The following is a 16434-nucleotide window of genomic DNA, read 5'->3' as shown; positions in this document are numbered from 1 at the left end:
GTACCCGTTCAGGGTGATTTATTTATCTAAATTTCTATGTTTTATGCGCGCCAAGCAACATGAAAATCCCGAATTATTTGTGTCAGAGCATTTCCAGCGGCCGGGCGCTGGCAGGGGGCGGGAAGGTGCGGTCGAGCAGGGCCAGATCGTCGCGGTCCAGCCTGATGTCCAGCGCTGCCAGATTCTCCTCGATATGGGCGGCGCGCGCGGCTTTCGGTATGGCGATCACGCCGGGCTGGCGCAGCAGCCAGGACAGCGCGACCTGCGCGGGGGTGGCGCCATAGCGTTCCGCCACCTTGCCGAGTGCCGGATATTTCAGCAGCCGGCCCTGTTCGATCGGCGAATAGGCCATGACGGGCATGCCGCGTTCGCGTGACCAGGGCAGCAGGTCGTATTCGATGCCGCGGCGCATCAGATTGAACAGCACCTGATTGGTCGCGGCCTTTCCTGGGCTGATTCCGGGGGCGAGGCTGTCCAGCTCCCGGCAATCCTCCATGTCGAAATTGCTGACCCCCCAATGGCGGATCTTGCCGGCCTGCTGCAGTTCCTCGAAGCCGGCCAGCGTCTCGGCCAGCGGATGCGGGCCGCGCCAGTGCAGCAGGTAGAGATCGATCCGGTCGGTCCCGAGATGCTTCAGGCTGCGCTCGCAGGCGGCGATGGTGCCGGCACGGCTGGCATTGCCGGGCAGCACCTTGCTGACCAGGAAGACCGCCTCGCGCCGCCCCTTGATCGCCTCGCCGGTGATCTGTTCGGCGCGGCCATCGGCGTACATCTCCGCCGTATCGATGAGGTTGATGCCGAGGTCGAGCCCGTGCCGCAGCGCGTCCGCCTCCTGCCCGGCGCGGCGCGCATCCTCGCCCATGCCCCAGGTGCCCTGGCCCAGAATCGGCACGGTTTCGCCGCCGGGCAGCGCAATCTTCGGAATTTCCAGCATGAGTTCTCCCTTTCCGCGCAGCAGGTTACCCTAACCTGGCGGTCGGATGAAAGCTCAGTGCTTGCGCAGGTGGCGTTGCTGCGCCTCGATCTGCGCCTCGCTCATCAGCCGGTGACCGACGGCCATGTTGCCGACCAGGAAGCGGATGCAGTTCCCGGTCTCGTCGCACAGCGGCAGGATCAGCCGGCGCCAGGCCTCGGCCGCCACCCAGGGGGGCGAGTTATGCTCGGTGAACAGCGCCGCGCGCCGCTGGAAGACGGCCCGGTAGCCGGCGCGGTAGAGCAGGGTGGCCGGGGTTTGCGTGGTGCGGCCCATTTCGGAGACCAGCCAGCCGGTCCAGTCGCGCCCGGCCTTGCTGGCGACCTTGGTGCCATAGAGCCGGTAGCGCGCGTCGAGCCCGTCGCGCTCCACATCCAGCAGCATGATGTTGCCCAGCGCCGGCATCAGGTCGATGCCATCGACCTCAGCGGCGAACGGCACGCCATCCGGCTGCGCCGCGTCGAGCCCGCGCCAGTAATCGAACAGGAAGGCGAGGGTCGGCTCGCCGATGCGGGACGACTCGGAAATCCAGGAAACCCGTATCGTGCAATCGCTGATCGTCCGCAGCTCCGCCGCCGGCACCTCGGTATCGGCAGCCAGAATCCGGTCTGCCGCACGCTCGACATCGGCGTCCGTCGGGTCGGTCCAGGGGGCCTCGGGAGGCACGCTCATATTCGGTCTGATCCAGTTCTGGCCGGGTTCTGATCCGGCATTTTGCCGGAACATTATCCTAAAGGTCTTTTGTTTTTATTAACGATCAAGCTGAAAATAGCGAGCCGCAATAACCTCTTCCCGCTTGGCTCCCTGCCGGCTCAGCCCATGCTGGCAAGAAACAGGATATAGCCGCAATAGGACGCCAGGAACCCGCCGCCGATCAGCCGGGAGACGGTGCGGGCGCGCAGCAGGATCACGAAGGCCAGCAGCGTGACCACCAGCATGATCGGCCCGTCGATCAGCAGGAACCGCTCGCTGACGCCGATCGGCGCGATGGTGGCGGTGATGCCCAGGATCGCCAGCACGTTGAAGATATTGGAGCCGACGATGTTGGCCAGCACCACATCGGAATGCCGGCGGATCGCGGCGACGATGGCGGTCGCCAGCTCCGGCAGCGAGGTGCCGACAGCAACGATGGTCAGGCCGATGACCGCCTCCGACACGCCGAAATCGCGGGCAATCGCGGTTGAACCCTCGACCATCAGCTCCGCGCCCACCACCAGCAGCCCCAGCCCGGTCAGCGTGGCGATGATGGCGATGGGCAGCTTCAGCGGAATGTCGGTGACCTCGTCCGCCTCATGCTCGTGAGCGCCCTCTGGAGCAGCACCTTCGGCGATATCGGCGCGGCTGCGGCGCTCCTTCAGGAAGGCCAGCGTCAGATGCACCGCAAGGCCGGCCAGCAGCGCGAAGCCGATGAGGCGGTTCAGCTCGCCATACCACAGCGCGGCCACCAGCGCGGCGGCGACCAGCAGCATGACCAGCGCCTCGCGCTTGATGCCGCCATCCTCATTGGCCAGCGGCGTCAGCAGCGCGGCGATGCCCAGGATCAGCAGGATATTGGCGATGTTGGAGCCGATGACATTGCCGAGCGCGATATCGGGGGAGCCGGCCAATGCGGCCTGCAGCGACACCACCAGCTCCGGCGCCGAGGTGCCGAAGCCCACGATCACCATGCCGACCACCAGCTTGGAGATGCCCAGCCGCGTGGCGATGGCCACACTGCCGCGCACCAGCCCTTCGCCGCCCAGGAACAGAAGGACAAGGCCGGCGGCAACCATTCCGAAATCGAGAAGCATGGGAGATAAGGACCAGGTTGTGGGCGGGCACGCGAAAACGGGCGGGACCGCCCGGCGGCCCCTAATATTGGCCCGCCGCGCGCGAACGCAACCCCGGCACCGCGATTATGCGGGGTTTTTCAGGGCGGCGGGGGCTGGGTGAGGGGAGACCGGCGCGCCGCCGCTTTATGCACTTGCTGCCCGCATGCCCACCCTCGTCACCCCCGCACTTGTTGCGGGGGGCCAGGCTTCCGCTCGCTGGATCGTCGGTCGAGTAAGCTGAACCCTGGATTGCCGGTCCCTCTGGTCAAGCCAGAGGGTGGCCCGGGAATGACGGTTTGAGTATTACCTCACGCCGCCGCTTCGAGGGGCGTGCGGCTGATCTTGTCGGTGTTCCGGCCCTCGATGCGGATCAGCTTGGTGGGGCCGGCGCGGTAGGGCGCGTGCACGTCCCCGGCAAGATAGAGATGCGCCACGCCCGGCGTCAGCCGGTAGGTCCGCGTCTTCTCCACCCGGCCCGGCTTGCCGCCAGAGGGCGGGGTGACGATGCGCCAGTCGGTCATGTCGGTCTCGCCCTCGGCCTGGCCGTAGATCGCCCAGGTGGGGCCGTGATCGTGCGGGCCGGAATCCTTCGCACCCGTATAGACATGGCGGCAGATGGCGAAGCCGAGATCGGCATCCTCGTACAGCACTTCGCGTTCCTTGGGCGCGGGCACGCCGAAGCAGGCGGCCATGAAATCCGTGTCGCGCAGGGCCTTCTCGGTCAGAAGGCGTACCTTCTCCTGGCCCGCCGGGCCGGGATCGGCGGTCAGCGCCGCGCGGATATCGGCGGCGAACTCATGCAGCGTATAGGACATGGGGGCATCCTCCAGGGCGTTTATTTGTCAGCAAGACGGATAGGTTAGGAGGGTTTCGCCCCGCCGCCAAGGGGAGAGGGGAGCCTCTCTACCCTCAACTATTCGAAAGCTGTCACTTGTACATTAAAGCGCCCGAGGTGAGCGTCTTGATATATGAGCAGCAACCTCGTCCCAATGCCGCAGGACTGAGAGCGTAACTAATTTTAAAACTAGCCATACCGAATAGGTTACATCGGGACTCCAAAATTCTTTGTCCGTCATTTTTCCATGGGCGAGTTCGTGACGTATTGATGGTCCGCCTCGAAAATTGAACAGAAGCTCTATTTCTTGAACAAGCGCGGCAGGTACGAGGCGCAGTAGAGGTTCTCTGAAGTCTTCCAGTATGCGGCTGAGCATTGCCTCTTCCTGAGTGCCATCCTGATTCATACGATTCGTGTCAACGCCGGCTAAACTGAGGATGTGCCGAAGAGAGTTTTCAAGTTTTGGTAAAATTAGATGTGCAGCCTCAATTTCGTTTCCCCCAATAAAGTGTGCTGCACCGCTCGCAAACGTGTATTCATGACTGGGCGGTACAAAGGGGCTTGCTTGCATTAATGGCAACAGAGCAGTGACAGATACGGAGTGTTCTTCCTGTAGGACGCGTCGAATAGTATTTATTTTAGATGAAACGACAAGGCTGCGTCGAAATTGATCATGCCGATTTATTAGAAAACGGACTTGGTTCTCATCAGGCGAGCCAACGGGAGGCAGACCGGGGGTAATGAAACGAATTCGACCTTGCCTGTCCGTGACAGTCGTCGAGATCATCGCTGATAGATTTCCGTAAGCTGTGCTCAAAACCTCATCGCGTAAGTTATTAGGATCAGGTGAACTTTCGCATGTAAATAGTTTAAGAATTGTCTCGGAAAGCGTTTTTCCTCGCACTACGGATTCGATTGTCTCTACCAGTTCTGTAATATCCGCCTCGTGCGAAAAACTGGACATTTCGTCTAGAATGCTGTGCTGAATTGAACTTATCCGGTTTTGTATTTCTTGCCGCCGATCTACTGTTTTGGGTGTTGATCTCAAGGCTTGAATGGCTTGATTTAGGAAGTGTACTTGGGCAAAGGCTGAATCTGTCTTGTTGTTAGCATCTGAAACATATGTTTCAGCTGCTTCAATCGAACACCTATTGCTATTGTCGGAGTCCTTAGCACGGTGATAGGCGTGAGCGGCGAGTTCCCAGAGTTCTCTTCTGCCCGGATGGTCCTGTGCAAGCTTGTCACTTTTGGCGAGATTTTCGGCCGCTGTTGCGATTTGAGCCGATTCCCAGACCTGATTGCTTAGATTGATGGGGCCGATGTGGATAAACCCCCATCCGTCGTCCTTATCCAAGGCGTTCTGGGAAACTTCCGCGATGATCTGGCGTAGTGGATCGAAGTCGTTACGTAGCCAACCCATGGCTCGCGCGATGGTAGCGGCTCGAGTCAGGTATTCAGTGCCCGGAACGCTGGCCGGGTTAGTTTCATCGAAGTCGAACTGAGATTCGCCATTCAGTACCAATTTTACGCATTCGACATAACTAGATACCGCTCGCAATCCTGACGTTACGTCTTTCTTGTTTAAGAGCCAGCAGACATCAGAAAGTCTGGCACGGAATGATGGGTGAGCGACGTCTGAGGCAAATCTCGACAGTATTTCGACTTGATCTCCCAGAAGGTCAGACGGAATTTGAGAACGACGGCCACCCATTACCATCAAAGGACCAAATGGTTCGGCTCGGTCATCAGGTTTAAAGTGGTAACCTGAAATCTGGCTCAGAATCCCTAATGCCCTTTCGCTTTCAGTGTCTTTGGCAGTTTTTGCATTGGCAACAGCCGCTTCGATGCGACCATAGGCATCATTGCTATCTGCTATTTTTGAAGCTGCGACAGCCGCTAGAACCGCTTCTCTTAAAAACGACTGTAATGGAACAACAAAATTCACACCGGGAGTTTGAATGCTCGGGGGGCTTTCTTGTTCAGACATAACCACCTCCCCTCACATCAAGAACACGCCCTTGCCGGTGGTCTGGCTGTCGAACAGGCGGTAGGCGGGTTCGGCCTCGTCGAGGCGCCAGCGGTGGGTGAACAGCGCATCCACATCGATCCCGCGGTCGGCGACGAAGCGGGCGCAGTCGGCCTGGCCGATGGTCGAGAAGGTCCAGGAGCCGATCAGCGTCACCTGCCTTCGCAGTAGATCGTTGCTGACATCCAGTGTCACCTCGCCGCCCTCGCCGACGAAGCAGGCCTTGCCCCAGGTGCGCAGGCATTTCACCGCCTGCGCGCGGGCCAGCGGCGAAGAGGAAGCATCAAGCGAGAGATGCGCGCCGAGGCCATGCGTCAGCTCGCGGATCGCGCCCACCACATCGTCAAGTTCGGCGGGGTTCAGCACCGCATCGGCGCCGAATTCCAGCGCGCGGGCCAGGCGCTCCGGGCTGGTGTCCAGCGCAATGACGCGCGCGCCGAGCGCGCTGGCCAGCTGTGTCGCCGACAGGCCCACCGGCCCCTGGCCGAAGATCGCGATACTGTGGTCGCCCTGTAGCCCCAGCCTTTGCAGCGCACCCCAGGCGGTGCCGGTGCCGCAGGAGATCGCCGCTCCCGTGGCGAAGGACAGCTCGTCCGGCAGCTCGACCAGCGTGCGCGCCGGGCATTTCATGTAGGTCGCGTGCGCGCCATGGCCGGTGACGCCATAGACCTCCGCCACGCCCTCGACGCAGAGCTGCATCCAGCCGGTCGAACAATGCGGGCACACGCCGCAGCCGCGATAATGATGCTGCATCGCGCGCATGCCGATGCGGGCCTGCTTTTCCGGTACGCCAGGACCGACCGCGACCACCACGCCGCAGGGCTCGTGCCCGCCGATGATCGGGCCGTCCTGCATTTTGAAGCCCAGCGCCTTCGCCCCGCCCGGCGTACGGTAGAATTTCAGGTCGCTGCCGCACATGCCCGAGGCTTTGATCTCCAGCACCACCTCGCCGGGGCCGGGCGTGGGGTCGGGGAAGTCGCGCAGCTCCAGCTTGCGGTCGCCCAGAAAGACGATGCCCTTCATGCCGCGTGTCCTCTCCCTTTTGTTCTGCCCGTTCGTTTTGTGGGGGGCTTGCTTGTTGTGCGCTCCCGCTTTTTCAACCATGACGCTACTGCCGGTTCCGGTGCTTTGACAAGCAGGGCCGTTGACAACCTCGCCGAGCCCGCCTTTGCTGATGCGCCTATTCCAAGCAGGAGCGCGCCGATGCCGACCCCGTCCTCCCCCAAGCTGCCGACCCGGTTGACCGATCTGTTCGGCATCGACAAGCCGATCCTGTGCGGCGGGCTGATGTGGCTGGCGACGGCGGAATATGTCGCCGCCGTGGTGAATGCCGGGGCCATGGGCTTCATCACCCCGCGCTCCTACCCGGATGCCGATGCCTTCCGCGATGCCGTGCGGCGCTGCCGGGAAATGACCGGCGGCAGGCCGTTTGGCGTGAACCTCTATATCTCCGCCCGGCCGGCGGAGAATGAGAAGATGAAGGCCTATGTCGATGTGGTGGTCGAGGAGGGCGTGACCCGCATCGAGACGGCGGGCTACAGCCCGGAAGCACTGCTGCCGCGCCTGAAGGAGGCCGGCTGCACGGTGCTGCACAAGGCGACGACGGTGCGCCACGCCGCCAAGGCGGCCTCGGCGGGCGTCGATGCGGTGGCGCTGATCGGGGCGGAATGCGGCGGCCATCCGGGCTTGGGCGATCTGCCGGCGATGCTGCTGGCGGCGCGCGCGCTGGAGAGCCTCGACGTGCCGGTGGTGGTCGGCGGCGGCATCGGCTCCGGCCGGCAGATTGCCGCCGCACTGGCGATGGGCGCCGATGGCGTGCTGCTGGGCAGCCGCATGCTGGTGGCCGACGAGATCTGGGCGCATCCGCTCTACAAGCAGCATCTGCTCGGGCTGGACGAGACCTGCTCGACGACCGTGCTGCGCAGCCTCAAGAACACCTATCGCTGCCTCGCCAACGAGACGGCGGCGGAAGTGGCGCGGCTGGAAGCCAGCGGGCAGAGCGACTATGCGGTGCTGGGGCCGCTGGTCGGCGGGCCGATCCAGAAGGTGGCCTACGAGACCGGGGACTGGACCAAGGGCGTGCTGTCGCTGGGGCCGGCGGCGGCCTGGTGCGACCGTCTGGAGCCGGCAGCGGCGATCCTGGAGCGGCTGGAAGCCGACGCGCTGGCGCGGCTGCGCGCCACGGCTGGCCGGCTGGAAGGGCTACAGCCCGCTTAAGTTAAGAGGCGGCGGCGATCGCGACCGGCTGGCGTTGCGCGAACAGGGCGCGGCCGAGATAGGCGGCGACGTCGCGCAGTTCCTCGCCCAGCCGGTCGATCTGTTCCGGTGTCTGCTGGCCCTGGATGGCGATGCCGCTGATGCCGAAGCGCGGCGAGCCGGCCTGATCGGCCACCGCGCTCGCCACCGTGGTGATGCCGCGATAGAGATGCCCGACATCCTTGGTCCAGCCGCGCTGGCCGGCCTCGGCCACTTCCGATTCATACTGCTCGTAGCTGGGCGGGTTCTGCCAGCGCAGCGTGGTGAAGCGCCGCCGCAGCTCCGCCGGGGGCAGGTGCAGATGCGCCGCGACGCAGCGCCCGACCGCGCCGATCAGGAAGGGCAGGCGCGATCCGACCCGCATATCGACGCGCACCACATGCTCGCCATAAGCCCGGTCGATGACGACGATATGGCCGTCCTCGGTGACGCGCCACAGCGCGATCAGCATGTTGTGGTTCAGCGCCAGCCGCTCGATCTCCGGCCGGATCAGGTCCAGATAGCTGGTGCCGATCAGCCCAGTCGCCAGCTCCGCCACCGCCAGCCCCAGCGTGTAGGTCTTGTCGGTCTCGTGGAAGCTGACGAAGCGCGCCCGCGCCATGGTGCGAAGGATGCTGAAGCAGGTGCTGGGGCTGATGCCGGTCGCGCGCGCCACGGCGGCGACGCCCAGCGGCCCCGGCGCGTCGGCCAGATGCTGCAGGATGCGCAGCGCATGCACGACGGCGCCGACATCCTTATGCTTTTCCCCCATATGCTTTTCAATCGTGTCTGCCATTCAACACTCCGATTGCAATTCTGAATACAGAATGTACCATGGCTTCCCAACGAGACGCCACAGGCGCGATGCGGGAGGATAAAATAGCGGTATTCCAATGATATAGTCTGATTTTGTGCGGCTTTTCGGAATTTTTCCCGAAAGGATGTTTCCGGCGAAATCAGCGACGGCATTCGAAAAACTGGAATGCCTTTCGATTTTGGAATCCGCCCGTTCCTCGCTCTCGCGCCAGCCGGCGCCGTCCCGTTTATTGCGACGCCAAGCGAGACAGAGGAAACGCATGATCCCCACACAGAGCCAAGGCCCCGGCCCCGAAGCGCAGTACCGCGCCTTCCTGGACGAGGGCCGCTTCATGATCCAGCGCAGCGCCTCCACCGGCGAGCATGTGTTCTATCCGCGCGTCGCCGCACCGGGCAGCGGCGCGATGGATCTGGAATGGGTCGAGGCGTCGGGCCTCGGCACAATCTATTCCATCACCGTGAACCGCGGCCGTGACAGCAGCTTCAACATTGCGCTGGTGCAGCTCGACGAGGGGCCGCGCCTGATGACCCGCATCGAGGGGGTGGAAACCGCCCCCATCGGCACACGGGTGAAGGCCCGTATCGCGGAGCTGGAGGGCGAGAAGGTCATCCTGTTCGACCTCGCGGAAAAGGGAGCTGCGGCATGAGCAACATGAATGTGCGCGGCCGCACGGCCATCGTCGGCGTTGGCGGGGTCGGCTGGGGCGAAGCACCCGGCCGCAGCGCCATCGAGCTGCTGGGCGAGGCGGCGATCGCCGCGGTGAAGGATGCCGGGCTGGAACTGAAGGATATCGATGGGCTGTGCGCGGCGACCAGCACGCACGCCTTCCCGACCCTGTCGGTGGCGGAATATCTCGGCATCAAGCCGGCCTTCTTCGACGGCACCAATATCGGCGGCTCGTCCTTCGAGATGCATCTGCTGCAGGCGGCGCTGGCCCTTGAGGCCGGCATCTGCAACGCGGTACTGATCTGCTACGGCTCCAACCAGCGCACGGCCGGCGGCCGGCTGGTGTCGATGAGCGAGCCGCAATGGCACGAAGCGCCGTTCAAGCCGCGCCATCCGGTGACCGCCTATGCGCTGGCGGCGCAGCGCCACATGCATGAATACGGCACCACGCGGGAGATGCTGGCCGATATCGCCGTCTCTGCGCGGCAATGGGCGAACAAGAACCCCAGCGCCTTCGCGCGCGGCCCGCTGACCCGCGAGGATGTGCTGAACGCCCGCATGATCAGCGACCCGCTGACCACGCGCGATTGCTGCCTGGTCACCGATGGCGGCGCGGCCTGCGTCATGGTCCGTGCCGACCGGGCGAAGGACATGAAGCACAAGCCGGCCTATGTGCTGGGCGTCGGCGGCGCGCATTCGCACCGCTCGATCACCCAGATGGCCGATCTGACGCGCACGGTGGCTGCCGAAAGCGGCCCGCGCGCCTTCGAGATGGCGGGGCTGAAGCCGTCCGACTGCGACCTCGTCATGCTCTATGACGCCTTCACCATCACCACCCTGCTGTTCCTGGAAGATCTCGGATTCTGTCCGAAGGGCGAGGGCGGCCGCTTCGTGCAGGACGGCAATATCGCCCCCGGCGGCTCGCTGGCGGTGAACACCAGCGGCGGCGGCCTGTCCTGCGTGCATCCCGGCATGTACGGGTTGTTCCTGATCCTGGAGGCGGTGACGCAGATCCGGGGCCAGGCCGGCGAACGCCAGCTCGACACCTGCGATGTCGCGATCTGCCACGGCAATGGCGGCGTGCTGTCCAGCCAGGTGACGGCGCTGCTGGGATCGGAGGCGGCACTGTGAGCGACCGGCTGTCGCGCCTGTTCGCGCCGCGCTCGGTCGCCATCATCGGGGCGTCCGGCGATGCCAGCCGGATCGGCGGGCGGCCCATCGCCTCCATGCTGGCGGGCGGTTACAAGGGCACCATCCTGCCGGTCAATCCGAACCGGCCGGAGGTGCAGGGGCTGACCGCCTATGCCTCGGTCGCCGATCTGCCGGAAGTGCCGGACGTCGCCATCGTCGCCGTGCCGGCCAAGCTGGTGACGGAGACCATCGAGGCCCTGGCCGCGCGCGGCACGGCGGGCGCCATCGTGTTCAGCTCCGGCTTTGCCGAGATGGACGAGGATGGCGCCGCCGAACAGGACCGCATGATCGCCGCCGCCGGCAAGCATGGTATGCGCGTGCTGGGGCCGAATACGCTGGGCCTGTTCGATCTGCGCAGCAGCTTCTACGGCAGCTTCACCTCGGTGTTCGACGGCGGCATGCCGCCGGTCGGGCGCATCGGCATCGCCAGCCAGTCGGGCGCCTATTGCGGCCATCTGGTCAGCGTCATGCGGGCGCGCGGTCTCGGTATCGCCGCCGGCGTGATGACCGGCAATGAAGGCGATGTGACGCTGGGCGATGCCATCGGCCATATGGTGATCGATGACGGCATCGACGTGATCGCCGTCTATGCCGAGGGCATCAACCGCGGTGACAGCTTCGTGGCGGCGCTGGAAGCGGCGCGCCAGGCGCGCAAGCCGGTCGTTGTCATGAAGGTTGGGCGCAGCGCGCTGGGTGGTGCTGCGGCGAAGTCGCACACCGCCTCGATCGCCGGCGACGACACGGTGACCAGCGCTGTGCTGGCGGAATTCGGCGCGGTGCAGGCGCACACCACCGACCAGATGCTGGATATCGCGCAGCTGGCGACGCGGCGCATCTACCCGGTGAACAACACGCTGGGTGTCATCACCGTCAGCGGCGGGGCCGGCGTCGTCGTCTCCGACGCGGCGGAGGAGCTGGGCCTCGCCATGCCGGAAATGCCGGAGGAATCGCAGAAGCGGCTGAAGGCGATCCTGCCCTATGCGGCGCCGCGCAACCCGGTCGATTGCACCGCGCAGGTGCTGAACGATCTGTCGCTGATGGGTCAGTTCGCCGACGCGGTGGTGACCGAGGGCGGCTACAGCTCGATCCTGGGATTCCTGACCTATACGGCGGGCTCGCCGACCCTGTCGCCGCGCCTGCGCGAACAGCTGCGCCTGCTGAAGGACAAGCACCCCGACAGGCTCTATGTGCTGTCCATCGTCGCCGGGCGCGACCGCATCGCGGAATATGAGGGCGACGGCTTCAGCGTGTTCGAGGACCCGACCCGCGCTGTCGTCGCCATCGACGCGATGGGCCGGTTCGGCAAGGCCTTCGCGCGCAAGCCGGGGCAGCAGCCGCCCGCCGTGCCGGCCATAGCACTTCCCGACGCCACGCCGACCGAGGCGGAGGCCAAGCGCCTGCTCGGCCAGGCCGGCATCAAGGCAGCGCCGGAGCAGGTCTGCACCTCGCCGGAGGAGGCCGCGAAGGCGGCCGCCGGTTTCGGCTATCCGGTGGTGCTGAAGATCGTCTCGCCGGACATTCTGCACAAGACGGAGATCGGCGGCGTGCTGCTGGACGTGGGTGACGAGGCCGCCGTGAAGACCGGCTTCGCCACGCTGATCGAGCGCGCGAAGCAGCATGCGCCGAAGGCCCGTATCGAGGGCGTGCTGGTGGCGAAGCAGCTGAAGGGCGGCGTTGAATGCATTCTCGGCATCCACCGCGACCCGGTGTTCGGGCCGGTGGCGATGGTCGGCCTCGGCGGCGTGTTCGTCGAGATCGTGAAGGATGTCGCCTTCCGCCGCTGCCCGTTTGGGGTCGATGTCGCGGAGGAGATGATCGGCTCGCTGAAGGGTCTCTCCCTGCTGCAGGGCGCGCGCGGCCGGCCCAAGGCCGATGTGAAGGCGCTGGCGGAAATGCTGTCCCGCCTGTCGGTCGTGGCGCATCAGGCCGGCGAGAGCCTGCAATCGGTCGATCTCAACCCGGTGATCGTCATGCCGGAGGGCGAGGGCGCCTATGCCGTCGATGCGGTGATCGAAATCGGGGGCGGCGATGGCCATTGACTATGAGAAGCTGCTGAACTTCCCGATCCCGGAAGTCCGCCAGACCCTGACCAGGCGCGACAGCGTGTTCTATGCGTTGTCCATCGGCCTGGGCATGGACCCGATGGACGAGCGCCAGCTCGATTTCGTCGATCATCACCGCGCCCTGAAGGCGATGCCGTCGATGGCGGTGGTGCTGGGTCATCCGGGCTTCTGGCTGCGCAACCATGAGACCGGCGTCGATGCGGTGCGTGTCGTGCATGGCGAGCAGGGCATTGAGATCCACAGGCCGCTGCCGGTCGAGGGCGAGATAATCGGCACCACCCGTGTCACCGGCATTGTCGATAAGGGCGAGGGCAAGGGCGCGCTGCTGTATTCCGAGAAGCAGGTGTGCGGGGCCGACGGCACGCTCTATGCCACCACCCGCTCCACCACCTTCCTGCGCGGCGATGGCGGCTTCGGCGGCCCATCCGGGCCGGTGAAGCCGCCGCATCCGGTGCCGGAAGGCGAGCCGGATATGGTGGTCGATCTGACCACCCGGCCGGAGCAGGCGCTGTATTACCGGCTGAACGGCGACGACAACCCGCTGCATGCCAGCCCGTCCGTGGCGGCCAAGGCCGGCTTTCCCCGGCCGATCCTGCACGGGCTGTGCACGCTGGGCGTTGTCACCCACGCGCTGATCCGCGCGCTGGCGGAGTATGATTCGACGGCGCTGAAATCGCTCGACCTGCGCTTTTCGTCACCGGTCTATCCGGGCGAGACGATCCGCACGGAAATCTGGCGCGACGGTGCTTTCCGCGCCCGTCTGCTGGAACGCGATGTGGTGGTTGTGAACAACGGCAAGGCGGTGATTCATGGCTGAGCAACAGGCACAAGTGCTGCGCGAGAGCCGCGACGGCGACATCGCCATCCTGACGCTCGACAATCCGGCCCGGCGCAACGCGCTGTCGCTGGAGATGCGGCTGAAGCTGACCGAGGCGCTGCGCCGGCTGGACGGCGATGCGGATGTGCGCGCCCTGGTGCTGACCGGCACGGGCGGGCATTTCTGTGCCGGCGGCGATATCGCCGGCCAGGGTTCCGGCAGCCTTGCCGATGGGCGGGAGCGCTTCCGCATGACGCACGAGATGGTGCGGCTGCTGGTGCGCTGTTCCAAGCCCAGCATCGCCGCCGTGGAGGGCTGGGCCGCCGGCGCCGGCCTGTCGCTGGCGCTGCTCTGTGACAGCGTGGTGGCGGGCGAGGGGGCGAAATTCTCGGCCCCCTTCGGCAAGGTCGGGCTGATTGCCGATCTCGGCCTTTTGCACACGCTGCCGCGCCGCATCGGTGAGGGCCGGGCGCGGCAGATGCTGCTCTATGGCGAGGCGATGGAGGCCAGGGAAGCGCTGGCCACCGGACTGGTGGACCGGCTCGCCCCCGATGGCGGCGTGCTGGAAGCGGCGCTGGAGCGCGCCCGGCTGCTGGCCGCCGCCGCGCCGCTGCCGCAGCAGCTGACCCGGCAATATCTGTGGCGTGGGCTGGACGAGGCGCTCGACTGGGAGCGCGAGGCCCAGGCCGCCCTGATGACCACCGAGGATCATGCGGAAGGCCGTAATGCCTTCCTGGAGAAACGCGCGCCGCGCTTTGCCGGCCGCTGAGCGAAGAGAGAACGAGGAAAAGACCATGCAGACTTCCAACATGCTGGCCGGCAAGGTGGCGCTGGTGACCGGGGCGGGTGGCGGCATCGGCCGCGAGATCGCCGTCGCCATGGCGACCGCCGGGGCCGACATCCTGATCAACGATATCGGCGTCTCGCTGACCGGCGAGGGTGGCTCCGGCTCACCGGCCGAGCAGACCAAGCAGATCATCGAGCAGCGCGGCGGCCGGGCCGCCATCAGCACCGAGAGCGTGTCCGAATGGGCCTCGGCCAAGCGCAGCGTCGAGGCCGCGCTGGATGCCTTCGGGCGCATCGACATCGTGGTGAACAATGCCGGCATCCTGCGCGACGTGATCTTCCACAAGATGTCGCCGGAGGACTGGCTGGCGGTCATCAACGTGCATCTGAATGGTAGCTTCTTCATCAGCCGGGCGGCGGCGGAGCATTTCCGCAAGCAGGAGAGCGGCTCTTACGTCCACATGACCAGCACCTCGGGTCTCGTCGGCAATTTCGGCCAGGCGAATTATTCGGCGGCGAAGCTGGGCATCACCGCGCTGTCGAAGTCCATCGCGCTGGACATGGCGCGCTACAATGTGCGCTCCAACTGCATCGCGCCCTTCGCCTGGAGCCGCATGACCAGCTCGATCCCGGCGGACACGCCGGAGCAGAAGGCCCGCGTCGCCAAGCTGCAGCAGATGACGCCGGACAAGAACGCGCCGCTGGCGGTCTATCTCGCCTCCGATGCGGCGTCGCATGTGTCGGGGCAGGTCTTCGCCGCCCGCATGAACGAGATTTTCCTGATGAGCCAGAGCCGGCCGATCCGTTCCGTCCACCGGTCCGAGGGCTGGACGCCGGACCTGATCGCCGAGCACGGCATGCCGGCGCTGAAGGCCTCGCTGCTGCCGCTCGACCGCAGCCCCGACGTGTTTTCCTGGGACCCGGTCTGAGCCGGGCTTCACAACCACCGACGAGAAACCGCAAGCAACGCGGTCGTCACCAACTGAGGAGGAAACTAAGATGCGTATCACCCGCCGTACCTATCTGAAGGGCACCGCCGGCCTCGCCGCCGCCGGCATGCTGGGCGCTCCCGCCATCATCCGCGCCGCCAGCGCCCAGACCGCCTTGCCGAACCTCGGTTCGACGATGATCTGGAGCACCTACGATGTCGGCTCCACCGGCTATGTCGAGGCGTCCGCTGTCGCCGACGCCTTCGGCAAGAAATACGGCACCCGTGTCCGGTTGCAGCCCTCGGGCAGCGCGATCGGCCGCGTGAAGCCGCTGACCGATGGCCGCGCCTCCTATGGCTGGCTGGCGAACGAGCTGTTCTTCTCGGTCGAGGGGCTGCACGAATATTGCGCGGCGGACTGGGGGCCGCAGAATCTGCGCACCCTTATGGGCCGCACCAACGCCTTCTCGGTCGTCGCCACCAAGGTCAGCGGCATCAAGGAGCCGAAGGATCTGAAGGGCAAGCGCTTCGCCATCGCGCGCGCCAACAGCTCGGTCAATATCAAGGTGGAGCCGATCCTGGCCTTCGCCGGCCTGACCTGGGACGATGTCGAGCTGGTGGAATTCCCCAGCTACGGCGCGACCATGAAGGGGCTGATCGAGGGCAAGGCCGATTGCGCCGGCGTCGCCCCGGCGGCGGCAACGCTGCGCGAGCTGGAGGCCAGCCCGAACGGCATCGGCTGGGTGGCGCTCGACCCCTCGAACAAGGAGGGCTGGGCGCGCGCGCAGAAGGCCGTGCCCTTCGTCGAGCCGTTCCAGGAGAGCATCGGCGCCGGCCTCTCGAAGGACAACCCGGTGTGGATGATGGGCTACCGCTATCCGATCATCACCGTCTCCGCCGATGCCGGTGTGGACGAGGTCTATGCCATGACCAAGGCTGTCGCCGAGACTTTCGACGGCTACAAGGATGCCAGCCCCGTCATGGCACGCTGGGAGGCCGCCAAGGCCGGCACGCCGCCGATGGATGCCGCCTTCCATGACGGCGCCGTCAAGTATCTGAAGGAAGCCGGCATCTGGAAGCCGGAGCATCAGGCCTGGCAGGACGCCACGCTGAACCGGCATGCCAAGCTGCAGAAGGCCTGGCTGGAGATGATGGCGAAGGATTCCGCCGCCAAGTCCGCCGATCCGGAGGCGTTGCAGAAGATCTGGTACCCGATCCGGGCGGATGTTCTGAAGTCGCTCTGATCCGCCGAGGCCCGCCGGGAATCTCACGGTTCCCGGCGGGCT

15 protein-coding genes are annotated in these 16434 nt (G+C 65.3%); 8 read left to right on the top strand and 7 right to left on the bottom strand.

Going from position 1 to position 16434, the window contains the following annotated elements; translation table 11 throughout:
• Window positions 1–82: 82 nt before the first annotated feature.
• From BKM74_RS11830 to BKM74_RS11810, 6 genes are all read right to left on the bottom strand, one after another.
• Window positions 83–934, bottom strand: coding sequence for an aldo/keto reductase (locus BKM74_RS11830; RefSeq protein ID WP_176342509.1), 852 nt, complete (start codon window positions 932–934; stop codon window positions 83–85).
• A 54-nt stretch (window positions 935–988) separates the two neighbouring features.
• Window positions 989–1645 carry a PAS domain-containing protein gene (locus BKM74_RS11825; protein WP_176342508.1) on the bottom strand — a complete coding sequence of 219 codons (657 nt, stop codon included), beginning with the start codon at window positions 1643–1645 and terminating at the stop codon, window positions 989–991.
• 140 nt (window positions 1646–1785) lie between these two features.
• Window positions 1786–2763: a calcium/sodium antiporter gene (locus tag BKM74_RS11820; RefSeq protein WP_086465931.1), complete on the bottom strand. Its 978-nt coding sequence runs from the start codon at window positions 2761–2763 to the stop codon at window positions 1786–1788.
• 329 nt (window positions 2764–3092) lie between these two features.
• On the bottom strand, window positions 3093–3599 hold the full coding sequence (locus BKM74_RS11815) for a cupin domain-containing protein (protein WP_086465930.1): 507 nt from the start codon (window positions 3597–3599) through the stop codon (window positions 3093–3095).
• A 123-nt stretch (window positions 3600–3722) separates the two neighbouring features.
• Window positions 3723–5606, bottom strand: a complete 1884-nt coding sequence (locus BKM74_RS18540; RefSeq protein ID WP_140056075.1) for a DUF4209 domain-containing protein — start codon at window positions 5604–5606, stop codon at window positions 3723–3725.
• A gap of 12 nt (window positions 5607–5618) precedes the next feature.
• Window positions 5619–6668, bottom strand: coding sequence for a zinc-dependent alcohol dehydrogenase family protein (locus tag BKM74_RS11810; RefSeq protein WP_086465929.1), 1050 nt, complete (start codon window positions 6666–6668; stop codon window positions 5619–5621).
• A gap of 180 nt (window positions 6669–6848) precedes the next feature.
• Here BKM74_RS11810 and BKM74_RS11805 point away from each other — a divergent pair, with 180 nt between their 5' ends.
• Window positions 6849–7862: an NAD(P)H-dependent flavin oxidoreductase gene (locus BKM74_RS11805; RefSeq protein ID WP_086465928.1), complete on the top strand. Its 1014-nt coding sequence runs from the start codon at window positions 6849–6851 to the stop codon at window positions 7860–7862.
• A gap of 1 nt (window position 7863) precedes the next feature.
• Here the strand turns inward: BKM74_RS11805 and BKM74_RS11800 are convergent, their stop codons facing one another.
• A complete protein-coding gene (locus tag BKM74_RS11800) occupies window positions 7864–8676 on the bottom strand; it encodes an IclR family transcriptional regulator (protein ID WP_245825918.1) in 813 nt (270 codons plus the stop codon).
• Window positions 8677–8956: 280 nt separating this feature from the next.
• Between BKM74_RS11800 and BKM74_RS11795 the strand changes: the two genes are divergently transcribed.
• The 7 genes from BKM74_RS11795 (at window position 8957) to BKM74_RS11765 (ending at window position 16392) form a co-directional block, all read left to right on the top strand.
• On the top strand, window positions 8957–9343 hold the full coding sequence (locus tag BKM74_RS11795) for a Zn-ribbon domain-containing OB-fold protein (RefSeq protein ID WP_086465926.1): 387 nt from the start codon (window positions 8957–8959) through the stop codon (window positions 9341–9343).
• Complete coding sequence (locus BKM74_RS11790) at window positions 9340–10494, top strand: thiolase (RefSeq protein WP_086465925.1); 1155 nt, start codon at window positions 9340–9342, stop codon at window positions 10492–10494. The genes BKM74_RS11795 and BKM74_RS11790 overlap by 4 nt, the downstream gene beginning before the upstream one ends.
• The gene (locus BKM74_RS11785) at window positions 10491–12593 is read left to right on the top strand and encodes an acetate--CoA ligase family protein (protein ID WP_086465924.1); all 2103 of its coding nucleotides are present in this window, start codon (window positions 10491–10493) and stop codon (window positions 12591–12593) included. Before BKM74_RS11790 ends, BKM74_RS11785 begins: the two co-directional genes overlap by 4 nt.
• Window positions 12583–13434 carry a MaoC/PaaZ C-terminal domain-containing protein gene (locus BKM74_RS11780; protein WP_086465923.1) on the top strand — a complete coding sequence of 284 codons (852 nt, stop codon included), beginning with the start codon at window positions 12583–12585 and terminating at the stop codon, window positions 13432–13434. The genes BKM74_RS11785 and BKM74_RS11780 overlap by 11 nt, the downstream gene beginning before the upstream one ends.
• A complete protein-coding gene (locus tag BKM74_RS11775) occupies window positions 13427–14203 on the top strand; it encodes an enoyl-CoA hydratase/isomerase family protein (RefSeq protein WP_086465922.1) in 777 nt (258 codons plus the stop codon). Before BKM74_RS11780 ends, BKM74_RS11775 begins: the two co-directional genes overlap by 8 nt.
• 25 nt (window positions 14204–14228) lie before the next feature.
• Window positions 14229–15149 (top strand): SDR family NAD(P)-dependent oxidoreductase, encoded by a 921-nt coding sequence (locus BKM74_RS11770; RefSeq protein ID WP_217895470.1) that lies wholly within the window; start codon window positions 14229–14231, stop codon window positions 15147–15149.
• 70 nt (window positions 15150–15219) lie between these two features.
• Window positions 15220–16392, top strand: a complete 1173-nt coding sequence (locus tag BKM74_RS11765; protein WP_086465921.1) for a TAXI family TRAP transporter solute-binding subunit — start codon at window positions 15220–15222, stop codon at window positions 16390–16392.
• Window positions 16393–16434: the final 42 nt, after the last annotated feature.

This window comes from Oceanibaculum nanhaiense (genome assembly GCF_002148795.1).
GTDB lineage: Bacteria > Pseudomonadota > Alphaproteobacteria > Oceanibaculales > Oceanibaculaceae > Oceanibaculum > Oceanibaculum nanhaiense.
This window is presented reverse-complemented; position numbering and strand designations above follow the sequence as displayed.